The 25,871-nt window shown below is 66.7% G+C and carries 21 protein-coding genes; 10 read left to right on the top strand and 11 right to left on the bottom strand.

Annotation, left to right across the window (positions count from 1 at the left end; all coding sequences use genetic code 11):
* The first annotated feature begins 1 nt into the window (after position 1).
* Positions 2–2,302 (top strand): malto-oligosyltrehalose synthase, encoded by a 2,301-nt coding sequence (treY, locus tag A5636_RS19250; RefSeq protein WP_065160231.1) that lies wholly within the window; start codon positions 2–4, stop codon positions 2,300–2,302.
* Positions 2,295–4,031 (top strand): malto-oligosyltrehalose trehalohydrolase, encoded by a 1,737-nt coding sequence (gene treZ / locus A5636_RS19245; RefSeq protein ID WP_065160230.1) that lies wholly within the window; start codon positions 2,295–2,297, stop codon positions 4,029–4,031. The genes treY and treZ overlap by 8 nt, the downstream gene beginning before the upstream one ends.
* A 139-nt stretch (positions 4,032–4,170) precedes the next feature.
* On the opposite strand, the gene A5636_RS19240 is transcribed toward treZ, so the two are convergent.
* Complete coding sequence (locus A5636_RS19240; protein WP_065160229.1) at positions 4,171–5,499, bottom strand: aminotransferase class I/II-fold pyridoxal phosphate-dependent enzyme; 1,329 nt, start codon at positions 5,497–5,499, stop codon at positions 4,171–4,173.
* A gap of 47 nt (positions 5,500–5,546) precedes the next feature.
* Between A5636_RS19240 and A5636_RS19235 the strand changes: the two genes are divergently transcribed.
* Positions 5,547–6,188, top strand: coding sequence for a pyridoxamine 5'-phosphate oxidase family protein (locus A5636_RS19235; protein ID WP_065160228.1), 642 nt, complete (start codon positions 5,547–5,549; stop codon positions 6,186–6,188).
* A gap of 143 nt (positions 6,189–6,331) precedes the next feature.
* Here A5636_RS19235 and ilvA read toward each other — a convergent pair whose 3' ends face one another.
* Positions 6,332–7,615, bottom strand: coding sequence for a threonine ammonia-lyase (gene ilvA / locus A5636_RS19230; protein ID WP_065160227.1), 1,284 nt, complete (start codon positions 7,613–7,615; stop codon positions 6,332–6,334).
* A 34-nt stretch (positions 7,616–7,649) separates the two neighbouring features.
* Positions 7,650–8,087, bottom strand: a complete 438-nt coding sequence (locus tag A5636_RS19225) for a nitroreductase family deazaflavin-dependent oxidoreductase (RefSeq protein WP_065160226.1) — start codon at positions 8,085–8,087, stop codon at positions 7,650–7,652.
* Between the two features lie 80 nt (positions 8,088–8,167).
* On the opposite strand from A5636_RS19225, the gene A5636_RS19220 reads away from it, so the two are divergent.
* On the top strand, positions 8,168–8,377 hold the full coding sequence (locus tag A5636_RS19220; protein ID WP_065160408.1) for a hypothetical protein: 210 nt from the start codon (positions 8,168–8,170) through the stop codon (positions 8,375–8,377).
* Here A5636_RS19220 and A5636_RS19215 read toward each other — a convergent pair.
* Together A5636_RS19215 and A5636_RS19210 are read right to left on the bottom strand one after the other, a co-directional pair.
* Complete coding sequence (locus tag A5636_RS19215) at positions 8,358–10,250, bottom strand: lysophospholipid acyltransferase (RefSeq protein ID WP_065160225.1); 1,893 nt, start codon at positions 10,248–10,250, stop codon at positions 8,358–8,360. The genes A5636_RS19220 and A5636_RS19215 overlap by 20 nt on opposite strands.
* 152 nt (positions 10,251–10,402) lie before the next feature.
* Positions 10,403–10,834: a helix-turn-helix domain-containing protein gene (locus A5636_RS19210; protein WP_065160224.1), complete on the bottom strand. Its 432-nt coding sequence runs from the start codon at positions 10,832–10,834 to the stop codon at positions 10,403–10,405.
* A 52-nt stretch (positions 10,835–10,886) separates the two neighbouring features.
* On the opposite strand from A5636_RS19210, the gene A5636_RS19205 reads away from it, so the two are divergent.
* Positions 10,887–11,333, top strand: a complete 447-nt coding sequence (locus A5636_RS19205; RefSeq protein WP_065160223.1) for a PPOX class F420-dependent oxidoreductase — start codon at positions 10,887–10,889, stop codon at positions 11,331–11,333.
* On the opposite strand, the gene dnaE is transcribed toward A5636_RS19205, so the two are convergent.
* Both dnaE and A5636_RS19195 read right to left on the bottom strand, forming a co-directional pair.
* Positions 11,330–14,881, bottom strand: a complete 3,552-nt coding sequence (gene dnaE, locus A5636_RS19200) for a DNA polymerase III subunit alpha (RefSeq protein WP_065160222.1) — start codon at positions 14,879–14,881, stop codon at positions 11,330–11,332. The two genes, A5636_RS19205 and dnaE, sit on opposite strands and share 4 nt — an antisense overlap.
* A 67-nt stretch (positions 14,882–14,948) precedes the next feature.
* On the bottom strand, positions 14,949–15,380 hold the full coding sequence (locus tag A5636_RS19195; protein WP_065160221.1) for a type II toxin-antitoxin system Rv0910 family toxin: 432 nt from the start codon (positions 15,378–15,380) through the stop codon (positions 14,949–14,951).
* Positions 15,381–15,461: 81 nt separating this feature from the next.
* On the opposite strand from A5636_RS19195, the gene A5636_RS19190 reads away from it, so the two are divergent.
* The 3 genes from A5636_RS19190 to A5636_RS19180 are packed head-to-tail and all read left to right on the top strand — an operon-like array spanning position 15,462 to position 20,859.
* The gene (locus A5636_RS19190) at positions 15,462–17,327 is read left to right on the top strand and encodes a serine/threonine-protein kinase (RefSeq protein ID WP_065160220.1); all 1,866 of its coding nucleotides are present in this window, start codon (positions 15,462–15,464) and stop codon (positions 17,325–17,327) included.
* Positions 17,324–19,198, top strand: a complete 1,875-nt coding sequence (locus A5636_RS19185; RefSeq protein WP_065160219.1) for a serine/threonine-protein kinase — start codon at positions 17,324–17,326, stop codon at positions 19,196–19,198. The genes A5636_RS19190 and A5636_RS19185 overlap by 4 nt, the downstream gene beginning before the upstream one ends.
* Positions 19,198–20,859, top strand: a complete 1,662-nt coding sequence (locus A5636_RS19180) for a hypothetical protein (RefSeq protein WP_065160218.1) — start codon at positions 19,198–19,200, stop codon at positions 20,857–20,859. Before A5636_RS19185 ends, A5636_RS19180 begins: the two co-directional genes overlap by 1 nt.
* 9 nt (positions 20,860–20,868) lie before the next feature.
* On the opposite strand, the gene A5636_RS19175 is transcribed toward A5636_RS19180, so the two are convergent.
* Together A5636_RS19175 and A5636_RS19170 are read right to left on the bottom strand one after the other, a co-directional pair.
* Positions 20,869–21,672: an SDR family NAD(P)-dependent oxidoreductase gene (locus tag A5636_RS19175; protein WP_065160217.1), complete on the bottom strand. Its 804-nt coding sequence runs from the start codon at positions 21,670–21,672 to the stop codon at positions 20,869–20,871.
* A 4-nt stretch (positions 21,673–21,676) separates the two neighbouring features.
* Positions 21,677–22,690 carry an SDR family NAD(P)-dependent oxidoreductase gene (locus A5636_RS19170; RefSeq protein ID WP_065160216.1) on the bottom strand — a complete coding sequence of 338 codons (1,014 nt, stop codon included), beginning with the start codon at positions 22,688–22,690 and terminating at the stop codon, positions 21,677–21,679.
* A 233-nt stretch (positions 22,691–22,923) separates the two neighbouring features.
* Here A5636_RS19170 and A5636_RS19165 point away from each other — a divergent pair, with 233 nt between their 5' ends.
* Positions 22,924–23,556, top strand: a complete 633-nt coding sequence (locus A5636_RS19165; RefSeq protein WP_065160215.1) for an MliC family protein — start codon at positions 22,924–22,926, stop codon at positions 23,554–23,556.
* 2 nt (positions 23,557–23,558) lie between these two features.
* Positions 23,559–24,335 (top strand): class I SAM-dependent methyltransferase, encoded by a 777-nt coding sequence (locus tag A5636_RS19160; protein ID WP_065160214.1) that lies wholly within the window; start codon positions 23,559–23,561, stop codon positions 24,333–24,335.
* On the opposite strand, the gene A5636_RS19155 is transcribed toward A5636_RS19160, so the two are convergent.
* Both A5636_RS19155 and lspA read right to left on the bottom strand, forming a co-directional pair.
* Positions 24,318–25,244, bottom strand: coding sequence for an RluA family pseudouridine synthase (locus A5636_RS19155; protein WP_065160213.1), 927 nt, complete (start codon positions 25,242–25,244; stop codon positions 24,318–24,320). The genes A5636_RS19160 and A5636_RS19155 overlap by 18 nt on opposite strands.
* The gene (gene lspA, locus A5636_RS19150) at positions 25,241–25,834 is read right to left on the bottom strand and encodes a signal peptidase II (RefSeq protein WP_081287883.1); all 594 of its coding nucleotides are present in this window, start codon (positions 25,832–25,834) and stop codon (positions 25,241–25,243) included. The genes A5636_RS19155 and lspA overlap by 4 nt, the downstream gene beginning before the upstream one ends.
* Positions 25,835–25,871 lie beyond the last annotated feature (37 nt).

Raw genomic sequence — 25,871 nt, 5'->3', positions numbered from 1 at the left:
CATGGTTTTTCCAATTTCGGCAACCTACCGGTTGCAGCTGCGGGGTGCCTCGAGCGGGTTCGCCTTCACCCTCAGCGACGCTGAGGACCTGCTGGACTACCTCGACGACCTCGGGGTTTCACACCTCTACCTGTCGCCGATCCTGACCGCCGTAAGCGGCTCGTCGCACGGCTATGACGTCACCAACCCGGAGACGGTGTCAGCCGAGCTCGGCGGCCCGGATGCGTTGAACCGGTTGGCGGCGGCGGCGCGGGCCCGCGGTATGGGATTGATCGTCGACGTCGTGCCCAACCATGTCGGTGTCGACAAACCCGAGCAGAACGCCTGGTGGTGGGATCTGCTGCGGCACGGCAGAGACTCCGAGTATGCATCCTTCTTCGATATCGACTGGACCCTTGACGAGTCGGGCCGAATCATCCTGCCGGTGTTGGGATCTGACGACGATGCCGCGGATCTGACCGTCGACGGTGATGTGCTGAGATTGGGTGATCTGGCGTTTCCGATCGCACCGGGCACCGAGACCGGCACCGGACCTGAGGTGCACGACCGCCAGCATTACCGCCTGGTGGGCTGGCGCAACGGGGTGGTCGGCTATCGCCGGTTCTTTTCGATCACTTCGCTGGCCGGACTGCGCCAGGAGGATCGGTCGGTGTTCGACGCCAGCCACGCCGAGGTGGCCCGCTGGGTCAGTGCGCGCATCGTCGACGGGGTACGAATCGACCATCCCGACGGATTGTCCGATCCGGCAGGCTATTTGGTGTGGTTGCGGGAATTGCTCGGACCGGACGCCTGGATCGTGGTCGAAAAGATCCTGGCCGTCGACGAGGCCCTGGAACCGACCCTGCCGGTGGCAGGCACCACCGGTTACGACGTGCTGCGCGAGGTCGGTGGGGTCTTCATCGACCCCAGTGGGGAGCCGGCGCTCACCGAGCTGGTCGAATCCGCCGGTGTGGACTATGGCGCCATGCCGCAGATGTTGACCGAGCTGAAGATCCGCGCCGCCACCGACACCTTGGGCAGTGAGCTGGCCCGGTTGCGCCGCAGCATCGTGGCCACCGCTAATGCCGACGATCCGCTGCTGCCCGATGCCGTGGCCGCGCTGCTCACCCACATCGACGTCTACCGTTCCGACTACCAGGGTCTCGCGGCGATTCTGCCTACAGCTTTGGCGAAAACAGAAGCTGCGCAACCGGAATTGGGTCCAGCGTTGCAGGTGCTGGCCGCCGCGTTGGCCGGTGGTGAGGAACCCGCTGCCCGGCTGCAGCAGCTGTGCGGCGCGGTCACCGCCAAGTCCGTCGAAGACTGCCTGTTCTATCGCGACGCACGCCTGGTCTCGCTCAACGAGGTCGGGGGGGAACCGCACCGCTTCGGCGTCGGTGCGGCCGAGTTTCATCAGAGTGCCGTGACCCGCGCCCGGATGTGGCCGCAGGCGATGACGACACTGACCACTCACGACACCAAACGCGGGGAAGATGTGCGCGCCCGCATCGGGGTGCTCTCCCAGGTCCCGTCGCTGTGGACGGAGTTCATGGCGCGCTGGGGGAATCAGGCGCCCGCCCCGGACAAAGCGACCGGACATTTCTTGTGGCAGAACATCTTCGGCGTCTGGCCGGTCAGCGGTGAGATCACCGATTCCCTGCGGGAGCGGCTGCACGGTTACGCCGAGAAGGCGATCCGGGAAGCGGCACTGCACACGACCTGGAACGATCCCGACACTGAATTCGAGGGAGCCGTCCACCGCTGGCTGGACACCGTGCTGGACGGTCCCGTGGCCGGGGCGCTGACCGAACTCGTCGGTCAGCTCAATCCGCACGGCGCAAGCGACGCGCTGGGCCAAAAGCTGCTAGCGCTGACCGTGCCGGGCATACCCGATGTGTACCAGGGCACGGAGCTGTGGGATGACAGCCTGGTCGACCCGGACAACCGTCGGGAAGTGGACTACGCCACCCGGCGAGCCGCGCTCAACGACTTGCAGCATCCCAAGATCCGCGTCGTCGCCACCGCGCTTCGGCTGCGCCGCTCCCGTCCGGAATGCTTCCTGCAGGGCGACTACGTTCCGGTGCTTGCCAGCGGAGACGCCAGTGACCACATCGTGGCGTTCAGCCGCGGCGGCAAGGTCGTGGTCGCGGTAACGCGTTGGACGGTGCGGCTGAACGACACCGGGTGGGGCAACACGGTGCTGCCATTGCCCGAGGGTTCCTGGACTGACACCCTGACCGGCGCCATGGCAAGCGGACCTGTCTCCGCCGTGGAATTGTTCGCCGACCTGCCCGTCATACTCCTGGAGCGCAACGATGCCTGAATTCCGGGTGTGGGCGCCCAAACCCGAGCGGGTGCGGCTCGACGTCGATGGCGTCGTGCATGACATGTCGCGGTCCCAGGACGGCTGGTGGCATGCGGAGGTGGACGCTCCGCCCGATGCACGCTACGGGTTCCTGCTCGACGACGCCTCCACGGTGCTGCCCGATCCGCGTTCGCCCCGCCAGCCCGACGGGGTACACGATCGTTCGCAACTGTGGGATCCCGCCGAGGCCGCCTGGACCGACGCCGACTGGCCCGGCCGGTCGGTCGAGGGTGCGGTGATCTACGAGTTGCACGTAGGCACGTTCACACCGGAGGGCACCTTCGACGCCGCGATCCAGAAGCTGGACTACCTCGTGGAGCTCGGGGTCGACTTCGTCGAGCTGATGCCGGTCAATTCCTTTGCCGGCACCCATGGTTGGGGTTATGACGGGGTGCTCTGGTATAGCGTGCACGAACCGTACGGAGGCCCGGACGGGCTGGTCCGGCTGGTCGACGCCTGCCACGCGCGTGGTTTGGGCGTATTGATCGACGCGGTGTTCAACCATTTGGGGCCCTCGGGCAACTACCTGCCGAAGTTCGGGCCGTACCTGTCGTCGGCCAGCAACCCCTGGGGCGAGGGCATCAACATCGCCGACGCCGACTCCGACGAGGTCCGGCACTACATCATCGGGTGCGCATTGCGCTGGATGCGTGATTTTCATGCCGACGGCTTACGTCTGGACGCCGTGCACGCCCTGGTGGACACCACCGCCATACCCATACTGGAGGAGCTGGCTACCGAGACCGACTGGCTGTCAAGGCAATTGGGCCGCCCCCTGGCACTGGTAGCCGAGAGCGACCTGAACGATCCGCGGATGATCACCCCGCGTGACCGGGGCGGCCACGGGATGACCGCGCAGTGGGCCGATGACATCCACCACGCCATTCACACCGCGGTGTCCGGTGAACGTCAGGGCTACTATGCCGATTTCGGTTCGCTGGCCACGCTGGCGCAGACGCTGCGCCACGGCTTCTTCCACGCAGGCACCTATTCGTCGTTCCGGCGGCGACGACACGGACGACCACTGGACACGGCGGAAGAAACCGGGATTCCAGCGACCAGGCTGGTGGCCTACACCTGCACTCACGACCAGGTCGGAAATCGGGCCCTCGGGGATCGGCCCTCGCAGAACCTGACTGGCGGCCAGCTCGCGGTCAAGGCCGCTCTGGTGCTCGGATCCCCTTTTACGACAATGCTTTTCATGGGTGAGGAGTGGGGCGCGTCGAGCCCATTTCAGTTCTTCAGCTCACATCCCGAACCGGAACTGGCGCAAGCCACCCGGGATGGGCGCAAAGCGGAATTCGCCGAGCACGGCTGGGACGCCGACGAGATCCCCGATCCGCAGGATCTGCAAACCTTCGAGCGGTCCAAGCTGATCTGGACCGAGGTGAACGCCGACGAACACGCCAGGCTGCTGCAGACCTATCGCGACCTGATCGCACTGCGCCGCAACGAGCCTGACTTGACCGACCCCTGGCTGGATCACCTCAGCGTCGACTACGACCAGGAGAAGCAGTGGATCGCCATGCGCCGCAGCACCATTGCTATCATCTGCAACCTGGGCGCCGACCCCGTCACGGTTCCGGTGAGCGGCGAGCTGGTGTTGGCCTGGGACGCACCGAAGATCGGTGACAACGCCACCAAGCTGCCCGCGCACTCCTTCGCCGTCCTGCGCATAGCTGAATAGTTCGTCGCGATCGGCCCGATCTTCCGGACCCCGTTCACGCCAAGGATCCGGCAAGGATTCGGCAAGGATCCGGTAAGGGCCGGGGCCGAGGGTCTTATGACATGGCGATGTGGCGCTTTCGGCTGGTTGCTGGTCCGATTCACACGCTGGCGGGTCCGGTCCCGTGAATGGCCTCGGCAATGGCGTCGGCCAGCGGAACGATCTCGTCGTCTTTCAGGTCCGCGATGGTGATGCGCATGCCCGGCGGCGTGTCCATCCGAAACCGGGTACCGGGTGCCGCACCCCAGCCCGCGCTGAGCAGTCGCGTGATCGCGACCGTCTCGTCGGGAACCGGGATCCAGACGTTGAGGCCCGATCTGCCGTGCGCGGCGACGTCTCGCTCGGCCAACGCGGCCCGCAGTGCCTCCCGGTTTTTGGTGTAGCGTTCGCGCGCCGTATTAACCAAGTCTGTCGCCGACTCATCGGTCCACATCCGCACCGCGAGGTCTTGCAGCAAACGGCTCACCCATCCCGGCCCGAGCCGCAACCGCCCGTGCACCCGCTCGACGGTGCGGCGGTCACCGGCCAGCACCGCGAGGCGCAGGTCGGGTCCGTAGGCCTTGGACACCGAGCGGACGAAGGCCCAGCGCCGGGTCGCGCCCGCGAGGGGATGCAAGGGAGCCCCGGAGATCCTGGCGCAGTGATCGTCCTCGACCACCAACACGTCGCTGGTCTTGGCGGCCAGCAGGCTACGCAGCGCGGCGGCGCGTTCCTTGGACAGGGCGGCACCGGTGGGATTCTGGGCGCGGGTGGTGACGATGACGGCCTGCGCACCGCGACGCAGCGCTCGCGCCATGCTGAGCACCAACGGTCCTTCATCGTCCACCTTGACGGGTTCGGGGGAAAGCCCCAGCGCCGCAACGAGATCGAGCATGTTCGCCCAACCCGGATCCTCGACAGCGACCCGGTCCCCCGGGCGCAAGTGCGCGGCCAGCACCCGCTCGATACCATCCAGCGCACCGCTGGTCACGGTCAAGTAATCGGCCGGCACCCGGTCGGCGCCCAATTCCGCACGGGCATGCTTGGCGAATGCGGCCGACATGGCCGATTGCCCATACAGCAGCGGCTTGTCGGCGGTCGCCGGACCGAACTGCGCGGTGGCGATGGGCAACAGGGCCGGGTCCGGGTTGCCGGTCGAGAGATCGCGCGCACCCGGGGGCACCGCGACCCCGAGCAGGGATCGCGGGGTGGTCGCTGGCCGACCCCGTACCCGGGTACCACGCCGCCCGGCGGTTTCGACCGCGCCACGTTCCCGCAACAGACGGTAGGCGGCGGCGACGGTGTTGGCATTGACGCCGAGCTGGGCGGCGACCTCTCGGATCGACGGCAGTGCGTCACCGGGCGCCAGGGCGCCATCGGAGATGCCCTCTTCGACGCTGGCCGCAATCGACTCCGCGCCGGTTCCGGTTATGCTGTATCGTACTGGCATAAAGCTAAGTATGTACTAGAACAAACTATCACGCAAGGGTTGCCGCCGTGGACATCGACTACCGACCGACTGCCCGGACCACGCCCACCCGCTACCGGGAACGGGCGCGCTATGACCGCGACACGGTCCACCGCATCCTGGACGAAGCGCTCATCTGCCACCTGGGATACGTCAAAGACGGGCGGCCGGCGGTACTGCCGACCACCCATACCCGGCTAGGGGAAGTCCTGTACCTGCACGGGTCCTCGGGCAGTGGCCCGATGTTGGCGGCGCGCCCGGCCGCCCTGCCCGTTTGCGTCACCGTCACCTTGGTAGACGGCCTGGTGCTGGCCCGCTCGGCGATGCACCACTCACTGAAATACCGCTCGGTTGTCGTCATGGGCACCGCCCGCCTTGTCGACGACCCCGAAGAGAAGCGGCAGGCTCTGCACGCGCTGCTCGACCACATCCGGCCCGGGCGAGCGGACGACTGCCGACCTCCGAACCCGCGCGAACTCGCCGCCACCGCCGTGCTCGCCCTCGACCTGGTCGAAGTTTCGGCGAAGGTGCGCCTTGGGGGTGTGGCCGACGACGACGAGGACCTCAAGCTGCCGTATTGGGCCGGAGTGGTGCCGCTGACGGTGTCCGCCGGGACGCCCGAGCCGGCCGCCGGTCTCGACCCCGCTATCCCGCTGCCGTCGTACCTCTGACGGCCAGCGCCCCGCTGGCGGCGAGCGCCCCGCTGATCGCGAGCGCCCCGCTGACGGCGAGCGCGCGTGTCCGCACAGCGGCACGCCGTTGCGAATGGCATTTCGCGGCCGCTCGGCAGACACCCGAGCAGATACCGGCGGGCTCAGTGCAGCAGGTACCGGTACGCCGGCGAACCCGGCAACAGGGTTTCGACGTGAATCTCGGTCGCCCGCATACGCGTCAGCAGGCCATCCAGATCCGCCGCCGATCCCAGTTGCACGCCCACCAGCGCCTCTCCGGTTTCCCGATTGTTGCGCTTGACGTACTCGAACAGAGTGATGTCGTCGTTCGGGCCCAGCACCTCGTCCAAGAACCGGCGTAGCGCTCCGGGCTCCTGCGGGAAGTCGACCAGGAAGTAGTGCTTGAGACCCAGATGCACCAGCGAGCGCTCCAAGACCTCGCCGTAGCGGGACACGTCGTTGTTGCCCCCCGAGATCAGGCACACCACCACGGAACCGGGCTCGACCTGGGCTTCCAGCAGGCCGGCGACCGACAGCGCCCCCGCCGGTTCGGCGATGATGCCTTCGTTCTGATAGAGGTCCAGCATCGCGGTGCACACCGCGCCCTCGTCCACCGTGGTGATCGACACCATGTCGCCCGCGGCGGCCAGTGCGGCATAGGGCAGGGCTCCCGCGCATGCCACGGCCGCGCCGTCGACGAACTGGTCCACGTGATCCAGGGTGACCGGCGCCCCGGCGGCCAGGGCCGCCATCATGGCCGCGGCGCCGGCCGGCTCGATGCCCAGCACCGACGTGTTGCTGGTTCGCTCGGCCAGGTAGGTAGTGATGCCGGCGATGCATCCGCCGCCGCCAACGGGAACCACCACCAAGTCCGGTTCCTGCCCCAGCTCGGCGAGGATTTCCACGGCAATGGTGCCTTGACCGGCCATGGTGCGCAGGTCGTCGTACGGCGGCACCAGGGTGGCGCCGGTGCGTTCGACGTCTGCGCGGGCGGCGGCGGCGGCCATGTCATAGGTCGATCCGCCGACGATGAGCTCGATGTACTGACCGCCGTGGTAGCGAATCCGGTCCCGTTTTTGCTTGGGGGTTTTCGCAGGGACATAGACCCGGCCGCGCACCCCCAGTGCCCGGCACGCGAACGCGAACCCCTGCGCGTGATTGCCCGCCGACGAGCACACCACGCCCGCGGAAAGCTCTTCCTCGGACAACTGGACGAGCAGGTTATATGCCCCGCGCAGCTTGTAGGAGCGCACCACCTGCAGGTCTTCCCGCTTGAGGTAGACCGTCGCGCCGGTGATCTCGGAGAGGCGCTCACTCAATTGCAAAGGCGTGGGCGTCACCACCGGAGCAATCCGTTGCGCCGCGCGGTCGATATCCACCGCAGACAGCGGTGACCTACGCGGGCTCGAGCTCAATTCGGCGGACACCGGTCAATGGTGCCATGACGGCGCAGCGGGTGGATCAGCTCACCGGGGTCAGCACGAAGACCGGAATCTGCCGGTCGGTCTTCTTTTGGTAGTCGGCGTAGTCCGGCCACGCCGCCACGGCCCGTTCCCACCAGAGCGCCTTCTCATCACCAGAGACCTCGCGAGCGTCGTATTCCCGGGACACACTGCCGTCCTGCAACTCGACCCGAGGGTGCTTGACGATGTTGTGGTACCAGACCGGGTGCTTCGGCGCGCCACCCAGCGACGCCACCACCGCATACTGACCGTCGTGCTCCACGCGCATCAGCGGGGTACGACGGAGTTTGCCGGTCTTGGCGCCGACGGTGGTCAGCACGATGATCGGTTTGCCCTTCAATTCGCCGGCTTCGGTCCCGCCCGATGCCACGTATTTGTCGGCTTGTTCGCGGGACCAGTCCGACGGGCTGGGTTCGTATTCACCTTCTAACGCCATGCCCACACTCTAGGCCGCAGAGCGGCCGCATCGAATGTTTCGATTAGCCGAAAACCCGAGTGACGGGTACACTCAACTTCATGACTCAGCCCGTCTTGAACAGCACCGATGTGCTTATCGCGGGTGTTCCCTGGCCGCGGCACAAGCTGTTCGCGGTCCTCACGGGGATTGTGACGCTGCTGCTCATCGGGTCAGTGACTGCCAGCGCCGCGCCGGCGGTGCTGGGCGGGGCCGGAGTGGCCATCGCGGTCGGGCTGCTGCTCAAGGTGGTCACGGAACAGCGCGACTGACCCGCGTCCTGGCCAGTTCCGCAATCACGTTGACCCGCTGGGTCGCGGTCGCGATCTCGTCCGCAAATTCCTGACGCCGTTTGGCGATGTCGGCTTGATCGACTCCGTCAACCAACTCGCGATGCCGGGCCAGCCGCAGCGCCGTCTTGAAGAGCTCCATCGATCTGGACTCGGCGTTGGCGATTCGGCGTTGCAGCTCCCACTGTTTACCCACCTCGAGGCATTCGGTGAGGAAGGCATCCTCGTCCAGCGATTCGTCCTCGAGAGCTGCGAGCCGGTCAGCGACGATGTGGTAGGCGTCCAGGAACGGACGCAACACCAGATGCGCCAGCAGCACGTCGGCCGACTCGAGCAATCCGCGCACTTCGTCGGCGCCGGCGTTCTTGGTGGTGTCCTCCACCGGACCGATCAGGCGTACCTCGTCGGCGAGTTCCATCTCGAACTGCGCCCGCGCGGAGAACAGAAACTCGAATTTGAGCAGCTCGCGCAGGCTCAGCGCCTCGTCGCGCACGGCAGCGGGTGACACAGCGGCATTCCCCGAGCTCTGGGCGTTTTCCGACGCCGCCAGCAACGCCAATTCCGCGATGGCCCGGTCGACCAGGATGTGGATGGCGGTGTTGCGGTAGAACGCTGCCACCAGATGCTGGTCCGCGCCGATCCCCCAGACCGCCTCGGTACCGGCGTCGTAAACGCTGACCACCCCGGAGTCGACCATCTGGTGCAGGGTCCAGCGGATTGTCGATTTGTTCGTCAGGTCCGCCGCCCCGGCCACCGCCCAGTTGCGGGCCGCGATGTAGCTGGCCAGCGGTCGCACCGTGGCCAGCACCTCGCTGATGGACAACGACCGGTCGGCGCCCAGCAGCGCCAGACTCACCACCGCGGTCGGCGTCACCGGTGTGGCCCGATTGATCCGGTGCTCCACGTCCAGCGCGATGCGCTCGACGACGGTTTCGGTACCCGACGGGTCAGCGCGCAGTTCCTCCAGGCGCTTGCGCAGCGGAAGGGGCTCGCCGAAGTCGAGGTAGGCACGGCCCAGCCGCTCGCCTTGCTGGCGGGAAAGCCGCACCAGGAAACGGAAGTCCTCGGGTCGCTTGGTGGCGCCGTAGGCTTCGGTGGTCATCGCTTCGACTTCGTGCAACTGGTCGTACACGATCGAGGTCGGCACCAAATACACTTCGGGACCGTCGATTTCGTCGACAGCATCGGTGAGATAGCGCAGGATGCCGAACACCGGCGGCCGCAGCTTCCCGGTCCGGGTGCGGCCGCCCTCGATCGACCAGGTGAGGTTGACGTGATTCTGCACCAGCTGTGCGGTGTATGCGCGCAGCACGAATCGGTAGACCGGGATGTCCTTGGTCTGGCGGCGGATGAAGATCGTCCCGGTCCGCTTGGCGAAGCCGCCCATCGGAAAGAAGTTCAGGTTGGCTCCGCCGAAAGTGAAAGCGGACGACAGGCGGTTGGCTGCAATCTCTTCGGGCAGCAGCATGCCGTCCAGATAGGACCGGTGCGAGAACGCGAAGGCCAACGTCGCCTTACGATCGAGCCGACGCAAATGCGCGATCTGATCCTCGTCGACCAGCACGTCGTAGGCCCGCATCAGCCAACGGCTGAAACCGCGCCAGGCCTGCACCGCGCGCTCGTCCAGTGAAGCCGCCACTTCCCGCAGATAACCCGCTGCCTCCACCCGCACGCTGGCGGGATCGCGGCCCAGCTCGTCGGCCAGCGCGTCCAGCCGCTCACCGAACCAGCGGGCGCCCAGCAATTGGGAGACCGCATCGGGGTCGGTGGGTAGCGCTGACGTGGATTCGTCGACGAATCCAGTGCGTTGCAGCAGCTTTCGCACTCCGCTGCGACCGACCTGCCGTGCAGTCACCGTTGTCCCCCTATGCCGGTTGTGCCGCCGCGGCGGCGGGCTGGTGTACCTGGGCGCCGGGCTCTTCGGAATACAGCTCCTCGGTTGTGGTCATCACCGCTCCCCTCCGTCGCCCCGCCTCACCGGTGAGCCTACGTCCTTTATGTCGAGTGTCACGCTGGTGTCGCGTTCATAGGTGACCGTTGTGAGAGCGTGGCATTCGCCGCAGGCGGTCGAGGGTGAATTCCGCACGTGCAGGCATCGATCGAGGGACAGGTGCACTGCATCCCCCACTCGATGACCTCGCGTGCCCGCGCCAATGCTGTTATCTGAGCGTCGATTTCGACGAGTTTGCGCTCGGCGAGCGCCCGACTGGCGGGACGGCCCGGCTCTTCGTCGGCGAACAGTAGTTGGATCTCTTCCAGGGAGAACCCGGCGGACTTGCACAGCCGGATGACTTCGAGCCGGTCGAGGACCGCACCGTCGTAGCGACGCTGTCCGCCGAGTCGGGCGGGCGGGGGGACCAGGCCGATCTGCTCGTAGTAACGCAGTGTCGTCGCCGCAATCCCGGCCGCGCGGGCCACTTCGCCGATGGTGAGTTGCATCCGGACCTTTCAGGCTTGACTTCGAGTCAACTCTAAGTGCTTGACTCGGCCCATGCACACCTCCACACGCCCCGCACTGCGCGATGCCCGCTACGTCCTGCTGCGGTCCTACCGCCGCGACGGCACACCCGTCGACACTCCGATCTGGTTCGCCTTCGACGCAGACGCGTTGGTGTTCCGAACCAAGGTGGGCCCCAAGACCAAGCGGCTGACCGCGCGACCTGAAGTCCGGCTCACCGCGTGCGACCATCGGGGGCGCGTGCAACCCGATGCGGCGGAGGCGGTGGGTCGGGCCACCCTGCTGAGCGGCCCCGAGGCCGACCGCGCCAACCGCGTACTCCACCGTCGGTATGGCTGGCAGTGGAACATCGTGCCGTTACTCAAGATTCCGGGAGTGACCAACGTGCACCGCGATTTGCCGCTGCGGGAGAAGCTGCGGCGGGCACGCGACCGCGGCGTGTGGGCGGACAGCGCGATTGTCCGCGTCGACTTCGGTTAAGCGCCCAGACACCCCGGTCCGAGCAACTCCTTGAGGTCGCCCATCAACGCCGGCGACGGCGTCACCCGCAGCGACTGATCCAGCTCCAGCGTGGTGATCCGGTCACCGCTGATGAGCCGCAGATGCACCTGCGACGTGCCGGGATGGCGGGCCAGCACCTGCTTGAGGGCGCTGACCTTGTCGATCGTGCACTGTCGGGTGGGCAGGCTGACGGCCAGCGGACGATTGGGCTGGGCGTTGGAAAAGTCGGGCACCACAAGCTCATTGGCGATCAAGCTGATGCGGTCGTCGCGGATGGCGACCTTGGCGTTGACCAGCACCACCGCATCGTCGGCGATGTCGGCTCCGTAGCTGGAGTAGGTGTGTGGGAAGAACATCACCTCGATACCACCGGTCAGGTCTTCCAATTGCGCTGAGGCCCAGGGCATCCCGTTCTTGTTGACGCGCCGGTTGACCGAGGCCAGGATGCCGCCCACCCGCACCTGGGTGTCGTTGGGCACGTCACCGTCCAGGATCGCCGGGATGGCGGTGTCGACCTGCGTGGCCAGCAAGTGCGCCACCCCGTTGAGCGGGTGGCCGGACACGTACAGGCCCAGCATTTCCCGTTCCAGGGCGAGTTTGTGTTTGTCCTCCCACTCGTCCTCGGGCACTTTGATGGTGAACACGGAGTCGCAGGCACCATCTCCATCAGCGCCGCCGAACAGGTCGAACTGCCCCATCGCCTCGGCCTTCTTGGTGCCCAGGACCGAGTCCACGGCGTCGGTGTGCACCAGGAACAGACCCTTGCGGGGGTGGCTGAGCGAATCGAACGCGCCCGCCTTGATCAACGACTCGGTGACCTTCTTGTTGCACGCCGAAATGTCGATCTTGTTCAGGTAGTCCGAGAAGTCGGTGAACTTGCCCTTCTCGCTGCGGGTCTTGATCAGCGACCCCACCACATTGGCGCCGACGTTGCGCACCGCGCCCAACCCGAAGCGGATGTCTTTGCCCACCGAGGCGAAGTTGACCAGGGACTCGTTGACGTCCGGGGGCAGCACGGTGATGCCCAGCTTGCGGCAGTCGGCCAGATAGACCGCCGCCTTGTCCTTATCGTCGCCGACGGAGGTGAGCAGGCCCGCCATGTACTCCGCGGGATAGTTGGCCTTGAGGTAGGCGGTCCAGTAGGAGACCAGTCCGTATCCGGCGGCATGCGATTTATTGAATGCATACCCGGCGAACGGAAGAATGGTGTCCCACAACGCTTTCACCGCTCGATCGGAGAAACCGTTGGCCGTCATGCCCTCGTAGAAGCCCTTGTACTCGGCCTCGAGCACCTCGAGCTTCTTCTTGCCCATCGCCTTGCGCAGCGCGTCGGCCTTACCCATCGTGTAGGAGGCGACCTTCTGGGCGATGAACATGATCTGCTCTTGGTAAACGATGAGACCGTATGTCTCCGAGAGGATCTCGCGCAGCGGCTCTTCCAGTTCGGGGTGGATGGGTTTGATCGGCTGGCGGCCGTTCTTGCGGTCGGCGTAGTCGTTGTGGGCGTTCATGCCCATCGGGCCCGGCCGGTACAGTGCCAGCACCGCGACGATGTCGTTGAACTCGGTGGGCTGCATGCGGCGCAGCAAGTCGCGCATCGGCCCGCCGTCGAGCTGGAACACACCCAGGGTGTCGCCTCGGCCCAGCAGCTCGTAGGTGGCCTTGTCGTTCAGCGGCACCGATTCCAGGTCCAGGTCGATGCCCCGGTTGATTTTGATGTTCTCGATCGCGTCGCCGATGATCGTCAGGTTTCGCAGACCCAGGAAATCCATCTTCAGCAGGCCGATGGCCTCGCAGGACGGGTAGTCCCAGCCGGTGATGATGGCGCCGTCCTGCGGTCGCTTCCACAGCGGGATGGCTTCGGTCAGCGGTTCGCTGCTCATGATCACCGCGCACGCGTGCACGCCGGCGTTGCGGATCAGGCCTTCCAGGCCGCGCGCTGTCTGATAGATGGTGCGCACATCGGGGTCGGTCTCGATCAGGCTGCGGACCTCGGCGGCTTCCTTGAAGCGTTCGTGGTTTGCGTCAGTGATCCCCGACAGCGGAATGTCTTTGGCCATGATCGGCGGCGGCAGCGCCTTGGTGATCCGGTCGGCGATCGCGAACCCGGGCTGCCCGTAGTGGATCCGAGCCGAATCCTTCAGTGCCGCTTTGGTTTTGATGGTGCCGAAGGTGATGACCTGGGCGACCCGATCGTGACCCCACTTGTCTGCGGCGTACCGCACCATTTCGCCGCGACGGCGGTCGTCGAAGTCGATGTCGATGTCGGGTGCGGACGGGCGCTCGGGGTTGAGGAAGCGTTCGAACAACAGACCGTGCGGGATCGGGTCGATGTTGGTGATCCCCATCGCGTAGGCCACCAGCGACCCTGCCGCCGAGCCACGGCCGGGCCCCACCCGGATGTCGACCGACCGCGCGTAGTTGATCAGGTCAGCCACAATCAGGAAGTAGGCGGGGAAGCCCTTGTCGCAGATGACCTTGATCTCGTAGTCCGCACGGTCGAGGTAGTCCTGGCCGACACCGGCCGGGAACCGGCGTTGCAGGCCGGCCATCACCTCGTGGCGCAGCCAGGATGCCTGGTCGTGCCCCTCGGGCACCGGGAAGACCGGCATGCGGTCGCGTGGGGTCCACACGTCCGCGTAGGACTGCACCCGTTCGGCGATCAACAGCGTCGAATCACAGGCCCCGGGCACCTCGTCGTCCCAGAGCCGGCGCATGTCGGCGGCCGACTTGAGGTAGTAACCGTCGCCGTCGAACTTGAACCGGTTGGGGTCAGACAGGGTCTTGCCGGTCTGCACGCACAGCAGCGCCTCGTGATTGTGGGCGGCCTCGCGGGTGACGTAGTGGCAGTCATTGGTGGCCAGCGGCGGAATATTCAGCTTGCGCCCGATCTCGAGCAGACCCTGCCGGACCCGCTGTTCGATCGAGATGCCGTGATCCATCAGCTCGAGGAAGAAATTCTCGGCGCCGAAGATCTCCTGCCACTTGGCGGCGGACTCCAGCGCCTCGCGTTCGTGGCCGAGACGCAGCCGCGTCTGCACCTCCCCCGACGGACATCCCGTGGTGGCGATGATGCCCTCGGCGTGCTCGGCGATGAGCTCGGCATCCATGCGCGACCACTTGCCGAGTTGGCCTTCGAACGAAGCCAGCGAGGAAAGCCTGAACAGGTTGCGCAACCCGGTCGCGTTCTCGGCCATCAACGTCATGTGCGTATAGGAACCGCTACCCGAAACGTCGTCACCCTTCTGGCTGGGATCCCCCCAGGTGATGCGACGGGTGTCGAAGCGAGAACCGGGCGCGATATAGGCCTCCACGCCGATGATCGGCTTGACCCCGGCCTTGGTAGCCGTGTTGTAGAACTCGCTGGCGCCGAACATGTTTCCGTGGTCGGTCATCCCGACCGCGGGCATGCCCAACCGCTCTACCTCGGCCAGCATCGGCGTGATCTTCGCGGCACCGTCGAGCATCGAATACTCGGTGTGGTTGTGCAGGTGCACAAACGAGGACCCGAAAGATGAACCGCTCATAGGGACGCCAGTCTATGACCGACTACCGACATCCCACCGGCGTGTCGCGAAGTGTGTCTTACCGCTGTCAGGCGTACAGCTCGACGAAGTTTTTGAGGGACTTTTCCACGTCCCCCTTGACGGCGCGGGCCGCGGCTTTGCCGACGGGACCGAACAGCGCGCGGCCGCCCAGCTCAAGGCGCAGACCCATGGTGGAACCGTCGCCCTTGGGCGTAACTGTGACCCGAACGCCGTACTTTGCTCCGCCTTTACCGTCCCCGGACATCGCGACCTGGTGCGGTGGGTCCCATTTGGTGACCGTCCAGGTCACCCGGTTGCGCAACCCCTTGGAGCGGGCCACCCCGACGACCTGGGTACCTTCGGTGATCTCCTCGGGCACGTCACTGCGCCAGCCCTCGTGCATGACGAGCCACTCATTCAACTGGGACAGGTCCGACACGCGCTCCCACATGTCCTGCGGGGTCATCGGCACATCGGAGGTCACCTCGACGGAAGCCATGGCCGCGAGCCTAGCCGGTGCGCTCACCGGCCTCATTTCTCGCAGTCACGATACGCTCGGCGACGAAACGGAGGGAGAGTAGTGGTCGAGGATCGGACGGGGTCGCAGTTCGGGCCATATCGGCTGATCCGATTGTTGGGCAGCGGCGGATACGGCGAGGTGTACGAGGCCGAAGACACCACGATGCACCGTGCCGTCGCGCTCAAGCTGCTGAACAGCACCTTTTCCACGAATCCGGTGTTCCGCGAACGCCTCTTCCGGGAGGCCCACACCGCCGGACGGCTCCGCGAACCGCACGTACTGCCGATCCACAGCTGCGGAGAGATCGACGGGCAGGTCTACATCGACATGCGCCTGGTCCGCGGCCAGGACCTGGAGACGTTGTTGAAGCGCGACGGCCCCCTCGAGCCCGCCCGCGCGGTGAACCTGATCCGTCAGACCGCCGCGGCGCTCGATGCCGCGCACGCCGAAACCGTGCTCCACCGGGACGTCAAACCCGCCAACATTCTGGTGTCGGGCGACGATTTCGCCAGCCTGGTCGACTTCGGCCTGGCCAACGCCGCCGGCGATGCCCGGCTCACTAAACCCGGCACGGCTGTCGGGACCTTCGATTACGTTGCCCCGGAACGTCTTTCCGGGGGCGCGGTCGACGGTCGGTGCGACGTGTACGCGCTCGCCTGCGTGTTGTACGAACTCCTCACCGGCGACCCGCCTTACCACGAGTACCGCGACATACCCGCGCTGATGCAAGCTCAGTTGAACGCCCCGATTCCCCGGGCCAGCGAGCACCGGGCCGGGATCCCGGCCGAACTGGACTCCGTCATCGCCCGCGGCATGGCCAAGAATCCCGACGATCGCTATCCGAGCGCCGGGGATTTCGCCGCGGCCGCCCAACGCGCCCTGACCCCCGCGCCGGTCACCCGCGACTGGGTGGTCGGCACTCCCCCCGCCGCACCGTCCCCGGATGTCGCGCCGCTGCCGCCGCCGGGCCCACCACCGGCCTGGGCCCAGCCGCGCCAACGAAAAACACGGCGGCGCAACATGATCGTCGCCGCTGTCGCGCTCGTCGCGGTCGCGGCTACGGTCGCGTTCGTTGTGATCGCGCACCGTCCCCCCGGCGCACAACCGGCGGCACCCAGCCGGCCCCGGCCCTCGCCGACCGCGCCCATCGTCGTCAATTTCCCCGATCTGGTGAAGACGCACGGCGTAGCCGTAGACGACACCGGGGCGGTGTACGCCACCGAATTGGGCAACCCCGCTCCCAACGGTCGGGTGCTGAAACTACCGGCCGGCCAGACCTCCGCCACCGAGCTGACTTTTGGCGAGATCTTCCCCGAGGGCGTGGCCGTGGATCCGGCAGGCAATGTCTATGTGGCCGACCTGCACGCCCCCGCGGTGTGGAAGCTGTCGCCGGGGGCCCGGGGGCCATCCCTGGCCCCCTTCGGCCACCTCATCCGGCCGGTCGGCCTGGCCATCGGCAAGGACGGCAGCGTCTTCGTCTCGGACGGCGCCTCGAGGCAGGTGCTGAAGCTTCCTCCCGGCGCCACCAGCCCTACTGTGCTGATGCCGACGACGTTGTTGAACACGCCCGCGGGCATCGCCGTGGACGATGCCGGCAACCTCTATATCGCCGACGGCACGGACCGGCATGTGCTGAAGTTGGCCCCCGGCGCCGAAACCCCCACCGAGTTGCCGTTCGCCGGGCTCCAGCAGCCGTTCGGTGTGGCGGTGGACAAGCGGGGCAATGTCTACGTCTCAGACATCGACGGCCGCGGCATCTTCAAGTTGGCGCCCGGTGCGCCGAGTGCCACTCCGGTGGCGTTTCCCGGGTTGAACTACCCGTTCGGCATAGCGGTCGACAAGGACGGCAACCTCTTCGTCGCCGACTGCCATCGAAACGACGACTGTGCCACCGGGAAAGTCCTGGAATTGGGTGCTGCGCAATGACTTCGAGCCCGCGCGTGGGTACCCGGTTCGGCCCGTACCTATTGCGGCGCCTGATCGGCACCGGCGGCTTCGGTGAGGTCTACGAAGCCGAGGACACCGCGATGCACCGCGTGGTGGCGCTGAAGTTGCTGTCCAGCAGCTACTCGCACAATCCGGCATTTCGGGAACGGCTCTTCCGGGAGGCGCGCACCGCCGGGCGACTGCACGACCCGCATGTCGTGCCTATCCACGGCTGCGGCGAGATCGACGGGCAGCTGTACATCGATATGCGCCTGATCGACGGCACCGACCTGCAAAGCACCCTGGAGCGTGAGGGAGCGCTCGCCCCGGCACGAGCGGTCAACATCGTCCGTCAGATCGCCGCGGCACTGGACGCCGCGCACGCCGAAACCGTGATCCACCGCGACGTCAAACCGGCCAACATTCTGCTCGGCAAGGATGACTTCGCCTGTCTGGTCGACTTCGGGCTGGCCAACGCGGCCACCGACACCAAGTTGACCAGCGAGGGCACCACGGTCGGTTCGTTCGCCTACCTGGCCCCCGAGCGCCTCGCCTCCGGCGTCGTCACTCCCGGAGCCGACATTTACGCGCTGACCTGTGTGCTGCACGAATGCTTGACCGGGTCGGCGCCGTACGAAACTCGAACCGAGATACCGGCATTGGTCGCCGCCCACCTGGCGTCACCGCCGCCCCGCCCGACGCAGCAACAGCCGGGCATCCCGGTCGGGTTCGACGAGGTGATCGCGCGCGGCATGGCGAAGGAACCCGAGGATCGCTACCGCAGCGCCGGCGAACTGGGCGCCGCCGCGCAACGCGCCCTGAGCACACCCCAGCACCAGCCCGCCTGGGCACCGCCCGCACCGCACCAGAGCGCGACCACCCAGCCCTGGACAACGCCGGGGCCGCCGCCTGCTGCCCACGACCCGAACCCGGTGCGGCGCAAGCCCCGCCGCCGCGCACTACTCATCGGAGGCGCGGTCGCGACGGTCGCCGTTACGGCCGGGGTAATCGCCGTCATCGCCGCGCCCGGCCCGTCCGAACACGCTTCCACCAGCCCCAGCCCCAGCACCAGCGCCAGCCCAAGTGCCGCCGCGCCACCGGTCACCAGCGCCGCACCGCCGCTGAACGCCACCCGCCTGCCGATCATCGGTTACGGCGAACTCGGCGGTGTGGCGATCGGCCCCGGCGGGGATGTCTACGCCGTTGACACCAGCAGTGCCCGGGTTTACCGGTTTGCCGCCAATGCCGCCGCACCCGTCGAAGTGCCGTTCCGCGGACTCACCCGACCCAAACGGATCAGTGTGGACGGAGCCGGCGGCGTGTACGTCACCGACTTATCTCGCAGCGACAACACCGGCAAGGTCTGGAAACTGGACCCCGGTGCCACCACCCCGGTCGAGTTGCCCTTCGGCCGGTTGTTCCCCAACGGTGTAGCTGCCGACGCCGCCGGGACGGTGTTCGTCGCCGCGAACGATCGAGTGCTTTCACTCGCGGTGGGGGCCACCACCCCTGCCGTGCTGCCGTTCGGCGGCGGAATGTACGAGGGGGTCGCCGTCGACGGTGCTGGCAACGTCTATGCGCTGGAGTCGGGACGGGTGCTCAAATTGGCTCCCGGCGACACCAATCCGACCCAGCTGCCGTTCGGTCAGCTCGGCCGGGCACAGGGCGCCGCGATCGACGGCCAGGGCAACATCTACGTCATCGACAACGCCGACAACAGGGGCCGGCTGATAAAGCTTCCGGCGGGTGCCACCGCCTCGACCCTGCTGTTCGCGCCAGAGAACCAAGCATTCGGCGGTGTGGCCGTCGACGCTGCGGGCGGCATTTACCTGACCGAGAACAACCGGCTTCTCAAGGTGGGGGGGAGCTGATGGACGTGCGCAGTCTCAAAGCCGTTCTGGCACAAGGCGGGCCGCTCGATCCCGGACGCGCGGTCGACGTGCTGCGCCAGGTTGCGGCTGGGGTCGATACGGCTCACGCAAGCCAAGCCGTGCATCGCGACGTCACCACCGACAGCATCCTCCTCGGTGGTGACGGCTCCGCCTTGCTTGGCGACGTCGGCGGCGCGACGCCGTCGACCGATCGCACCCGGTCCCTGGTCACAAACACCGAGGCGACGTACCGAGCCGACGTCCACGCGCTGGCGGCTGTGTTGTACGAGTGCTTGACCGGACACCCGCCGGATGCCTCCGGTCCCGGTGGGCGTGTCTCGCGCCCGAGCGAGTTGCGCGCCGACATTCCTCCTGCATTCGATGACGTCCTCGCCAGGGGGCTGGCGACCGATGCCGAAGACCGCTACCGCAGCGCCGGGGATCTGGTGGCCGCCGCGCAAAACGCGCTTCGCGCCGGCCCGCGTCCGGTCTCGGGTCCTTCGGAGGCGGCGACCCGTACCATGCAACTCCCGCCACCGCCGCAAAGCCCCAATCCCCCTCAGCCACAATGGCATCCAAGCCATCCGCCGTCACCCACGGTGTCCTATCCGCACTCGCGTCCGGTACCGCTGCCTTTCCCGCCGAGACGGCGACGCCGCATCGCGCCGGTGGTGGCCGCCGTGGTGATAGTCGGAGCCGTAGTGGCCGGCGCTATTGCGATCCCACGGCTGGTCCGTCACACCGATTCCGCGGCAACCACTTCCACGAGTCCCACGCCGACTGCCGCGAAGCCTCGTCACACCTATGCCGGCCAACCCATCGAACTGCCTTTCCCCGGACTGCATCCGACAAAGGCCATGGGGGTGGACGGCGCGGGCAACATCTACGTGCTGGCCTCGATCGCGCCGCCACCTGACGCGGGCACCTTCGATTCGCTGCCGGCACAGCTGTTCAAGCTGACACCCGGGGGCAGCGCCGCGACCACGCTGGATGTCCCCGGGGTGGATCTGCGCATGGCCTCCGACCTGGCCGTCGACAAGGCGGGAAACATCTACTTCAGCACCGGCGCTCAGGTGTGGTTTGTGGAGTCGGGCAAGTCCCCAATTCGGTTGCCGTTCCGGGGATTCTCCTCGATCCAGGCCATTGCGGTGGACGGGACAGGCAACACCTATGCGGTCGGCGGTCTACTGGGTAGCTTGTCGGACCGAAATCTGAAGTACGGGGCCAAGAAGCTGGCTCCGGGTGAAAACCGGCCAACCGACCTGTCCTTCGGCGACCTGTTCCTGCCTCGCGGGATCGAGGTGGACGACGCCGGGAACGTCTTCATCTGCGCCGGAGTCAGGGGCGGCGGCCATGGCCGCGTGTTGAAGCTGCCGGCCGGTGCCACCGCCCCGATGACGCTGCCCATCCCCGACCTGTTGGAGCCGCGTCACGTGGCTTTCGACAGCAGCGGAAACATCTTCGTCGCCGACGCCTTCGGACGCGGATTCTTCGAGCTCCCGGCGGGCGGCAGCGTCGTCAAGGTGCCCCTGGCCGCGAACAGCAATGACATCGCGGTCGATTCAGCCGACACCCTCTACGTCCTGACCTCGGCTGTTTCCGACAAATCCGACAAGATCTCCCGGCCCGGTCAGGTGTTGAAGATCCCACCCGACAGCTGAGCGGCTGCCTCAGCGACCAGGCCCACCGCGCAATTTGTTCCCGATCCGGATGCCGGGCAACAGCAGACTGCGCGGAATAAGCCGCCCGCTGGTGCTGACAACCTTGGGCACCACTCCCGGGACCACCGTGCGCTTGCCGGCCAGCATCCCCTGGATCGCCTGCTCGGCCACCTCGTGCGGCGAGACTTGCGCCAACGGAATGCTGAACCGTTCGGCATCGGCGATCTGCGCCCATTCGGTGGGCACCGGCCCAGGGCACAACGCCGTGACCGAGACCCCGGTGCCATGCAACTCTTCCTGCACGGCCTCGGAGAACGTCAGCACGAACGCTTTGGTCGCCGAGTAGACGGCCATGTACGGGATCGGCTGAAAGCCGGCGATCGAAGCGATGTTCAGCACCGCACCGGCCCCGCGCTCGACCATGCCGGGCAGCGCCGCGTGCGTGAGTTCGGTCAGCGCCAGCGCATTGAGGGTGACCTGCTCGCTTTCCCGTTCGAAAGGCGACTCCCAAAAGTTGCCGCTGGTGCCGAAACCGGCACTGTTGCACAGGCCGCCGATCGGGTCGGTACGCAGCCGGTCGACGAGCTCGCCGCGAGATGTGGTGTCGGAAAGGTCGAGCGGCAGCACCTCGACGCCTACCTGGTGGTCCTCGCGCAACTGCCCGGCGAGCTCGTCGAGACGTTCACGGCGGCGCGCGACGAGCATCAGTGGAAATCCGCGACCGGCCAAACCCTTGGCCAGTTCGGTGCCGATGCCCGAGGAGGCGCCGGTGATGACGACGGTTGCGTTCTGGTCCGGCTTCGGAAGGCTCATGAGGTCACCAGTGGATTCCGCGGGTGGCCTGCAGGAATGTTTCGCTTCGGCGATCCAGATCCTTTTCCTCTTGGTTTTCGCTGCCCTTGGCGGCCGACGAGTCGTCGAACATGCCGAACGCGCGGTTGCGCACCCGGTCCATGACCGCGGGATTCACCGCGTCAGCGACCGCGGCGAACTGCCCGAACGGCGAACTGGCTCGCCGCGGCCGGTGAATCAGCGCGTCGGTGATGACCCCTGCGGCCTGATCCGGCGTCAGCGTCGGGAATTTGTCGTACATGGTGGTGGGGCTGATCATCGGGGTACGTACCAACGCCATATGCACGGTGGTGAATCGCACGTTGTCACTGACGGTTTCGGCCTGCAGCGCGTCGCACAGGCTGTCCAACGCGGCCTTGCTGGCGATGTAGGCGCCGAAACGTGGTGCGCGGGTCTGCACGCCGACCGAGGACACGTTGACGATGTGGCCGAAACCGCGTTCCCGCATGCCGGGGACGAATTTGAGAATCAGCTGAACCGCACCCAGATAGTTCAACTGCATGGTCCGCTGATAGTCATGGATGCGGTCGTAGGACAGCGCCAGCGAACGGCGGATCGAGCGTCCCGCGTTGTTGATCAAGATGTCGACCCCACCCAGGTCCTCCAGCACCTTGTCGGCCATCGCCGCGATCGCGTCCATGTCCGAAAGGTCGCACGGATACACGTGCGCGGTGCCGCCGTTGGCGCGGATGTCGTCGGCGACCTTCTCCAGGTTCTCCAAGGTTCGAGCGACCAGCACGACGGTGCCACCGGCCTCGGCTATCTTGTGCGCCGCCGCCTCGCCGATGCCCGACGATCCGCCCGTGATGAGCGCGATCTTGCCCTCGACCGCGTCGTCGAGCTTGCGGCCCTGCACCGCGTCACGCAGGTTGCGCCAGTAGAACGGCCGATACCGGCCCGCGGAGTTCGGCGTGTTGATCAGGTTCGACACAGCCGCGATCGGCTTCTCGACCAGGTTCGTGAGGTCACCAAGATTCATTGGCAGGTGCTCCTGATGGCGGTGTGGAGGGTGTGACACAGGTCATGAAGCCAACCTAGGACATCGACCGGTCAATTTATACCGATTGCCGCTTATACAGATTGCAGCTATAGAAACGATCCTCTTGCCACACCGGATAATCCGTTGGTCAGGGCGCGCGGTCGCCGAGATTGCTCGGCTGCCGCTGGGCGTGTCGCACCCGCGACCCAGCGGTCGAACGGTAGTCAGCAGGTATGAGACTGATGGTCGTGCTCGCGGCAGTGCTGCTCGGCAGCGCCTGCTCTGCCCAGGCCCCGCCGGCCCCGTCCAGCCGCACCTCCGCCACCCCGACGACCACCGCCGCACAACCCGCGGCGGGTACCTTCGATTGCACCAAACCAGCGAACAAAGCACAGCAATTGGTATGCGACGAACCGCAATTGACCGACCTCGACCATCGGGTGCACACGGCCTACCAGCAGGCGCTGGGACGCCCGGGCGCTGACCACCCAGCGCTGACGACCGCGCAGAGCGCCTTCGCCACGATTCGAGACGGTTGCGCCGATCAGGCCGAAACAAGAACCTGCGTCGTGGAGTCCTACCAGACGCGACTGGTCGAATTGTCCATCGCCGACCCGGCCACCGTCGCTCCCCCCGTCGTGACTTATGACTGCCCGCCGGAGGCCGGCACGTTGACCGCCCAGTTCTACAACCAACTCGACCCCAAGACCGCGGTGCTCGATTGGAAAGGCAACCGCGTCATCCTGTTCATTCAGCCTTCGGGCAGCGGCGCCCGGTACGGCCGCCAAGGGTCGGAATATTGGGAACACCAGGGCGAAGTGACGTTGGACCTCGGCGGCACCAAATTCGTCTGCCACACGGGATGAGCATGGAACGCAGCTTCGATGCTTTGGTCGCCGAGGCCGAGTCGGCATCGGTCGACGGATGGGACTTCTCCTGGTTTGAGGGCCGTGCGACCGAGACGCGTCCGTCCTGGGGATATCAGCGGTTGATGAGCAACCGGTTGGCGAATGTGTCTGCGGCGCTGGATATTCAGACCGGCGGCGGTGAGGTGCTGGCCGGCGTCACCAAGTTTCCGCCGACCATGGCGGCGGTGGAATCCTGGCCGCCCAATGCGGCGCTGGCGACTCGGCTGTTGCACCCGCGGGGTGTGGTGGTGGTAGCCACCCCCACCGAGTCGCCGTTGCCGTTCGCCGACGAGGCATTCGATCTGGTGACCAGTCGGCATCCGAACACCGTGTGGTGGAACGAGATCGCCCGGGTGCTGCGGCCCGGCGGCACCTACCTCGCCCAACACATCGGTCCCGCCACCGTTTCAGAGTTGGTCGAGTATTTCATCGGTCCGCAGCCCGAGGCGTGGGCGCGGCGCCACCCGGATCGCGAACGTGCCCAGGCGGAAGCGGCCGGGCTGCAGATCGTGGACATGCGACTTGAGCGGTTGCGCCAGGAGTTTTTCGACATCGGCGCCGTCGTCCACTTCCTGCGCAAAGTGATCTGGACGGTGCCGGACTTCACCGTCGAGCGCTACCGCGAGCGGTTGCGCGAACTGCATGAGCGCATCGAGGCCGACGGACCGTTCGTCGCGCACGCAGCGCGCGTGCTGGTCGAGGCGCGCAAACCCGACGCCTCAGCCCTCGGCGCGTAGCACGCCGAGGGCATGTTGTAGGTCAGCCGGATACGGGGCCTCGATCTCGATCCGGCGGCCGTCGGCCGGGTGGGCGAATGCCAGCGACCTCGCATGCAGCCATTGACGTTCCAGCCCAAGTCTTTTCGCGAGTTTCGGGTCGGCGCCATAGACCAGGTCGCCGCAACACGGGTGATGCAGGGCGGCGAAGTGCACGCGAATCTGGTGGGTGCGACCGGTCTCCAGGTGCACGTCGAGCAGGCTGGCGGCGACGAAGGCCTCCACGGTGTCGTAGTGCGTGATGCTGTGCCGCCCGTCCCTTTTGACCGCGAACTTCCATTCCGGACCGGGATGCCGGCCGATCGGAGCGTCGATGGTTCCACTGGACGGGTCCGGATGCCCCTGCACCAGCGCGTGATAACGCTTGTCGACGGTGCGTTGCTTGAATGCCCGCTTGAGCAGCGTATAAGCCCGTTCGGAGATCGCGACCACCATCACCCCGGACGTGCCGACATCCAGTCGATGCACGATGCCCTGCCGCTCATGCACGCCGGATGTGGTGATGCGGTAGCCGGCGGCGGCCAAGCCACCGAGCACCGTCGGACCGGTCCAGCCCACCGATGCGTGCGCGGCCACCGCTGCGGGCTTGTCGACTGCAACGATGTCGTCGTCGGAGTACAGAATCGTCATGCCCTCGATGTCGACGGGTGAGTTCTCCGGAGGCTTCGGCGGTTCCGGCAGCCGGACCCGCAGCCACGCGCCAGGGTTCAGCCGGTCGGACTTGCCCGCCGGGACGCCGTCGAGTTCCACACCGCCGTCCTCGGCGATGGCCGCCGCGGCACTGCGGGACAGCCCGAGCAGCCGAGCCAGACCGGCGTCCACGCGCATGCCCGCCAATCCCTCCGGGACCGGCATCGTGCGGTCGGTCATTCCTCTGAGTCGGTGGAGTCGGCGTTGCGCCGGCCCACGGAGTCGAAGTCGAAGCCGAAAATCGACAGCACGACCAGCAGGATGGCCCCGCCCACCACGGAGGGGTCGGCCACGTTGAACACCGGCCACCAGCCGACCGACAGGAAGTCCACGACGTGGCCGCGCAACGGCCCGGGAGCCCGGAAGAAGCGGTCGACCAGGTTGCCCATCGCCCCGCCCAAGATCATCCCCAGCCCCAGCGCCCACCAGGGCGAGACCAGGCGGCGTCCCATCCAGAAGATGCCGACCACCACGCCGGTCGCGATCAGCGTCAGCACCCAGGTGTAGCCGGTGGCCATCGAGAACGCCGCGCCCGAATTGCGGACCAGCGTCCAGGTCACGGTGTCACCGATGATCGACACCGGTTGGCCGGGCGGCAGGAGTTTGACAGCCAGCACTTTGGTGACGATGTCCAGCGCAAGCACCACCGCGGCCACCGCCATCAGCAGCCGCAGCCGCCGCGGCGGCGGTGCTGCGTCGGGCTCGTCGGCTGCCACGGCGTCACCGGCTGAAGTCAACGGTTCCGCTGACCCTGTTGGTTCGTCAGGCACCCCACCATCATCCACTAAGCCGCCGCCGGTGCGGGAT

It is taken from the genome of Mycobacterium asiaticum (assembly GCF_001673315.1).
Taxonomy (GTDB): Bacteria; Actinomycetota; Actinomycetes; order Mycobacteriales; family Mycobacteriaceae; genus Mycobacterium; species Mycobacterium asiaticum_B.
The sequence above is the reverse complement of the archived record's forward strand: the minus strand, read 5'-3'. Positions and strand labels throughout refer to the sequence as shown.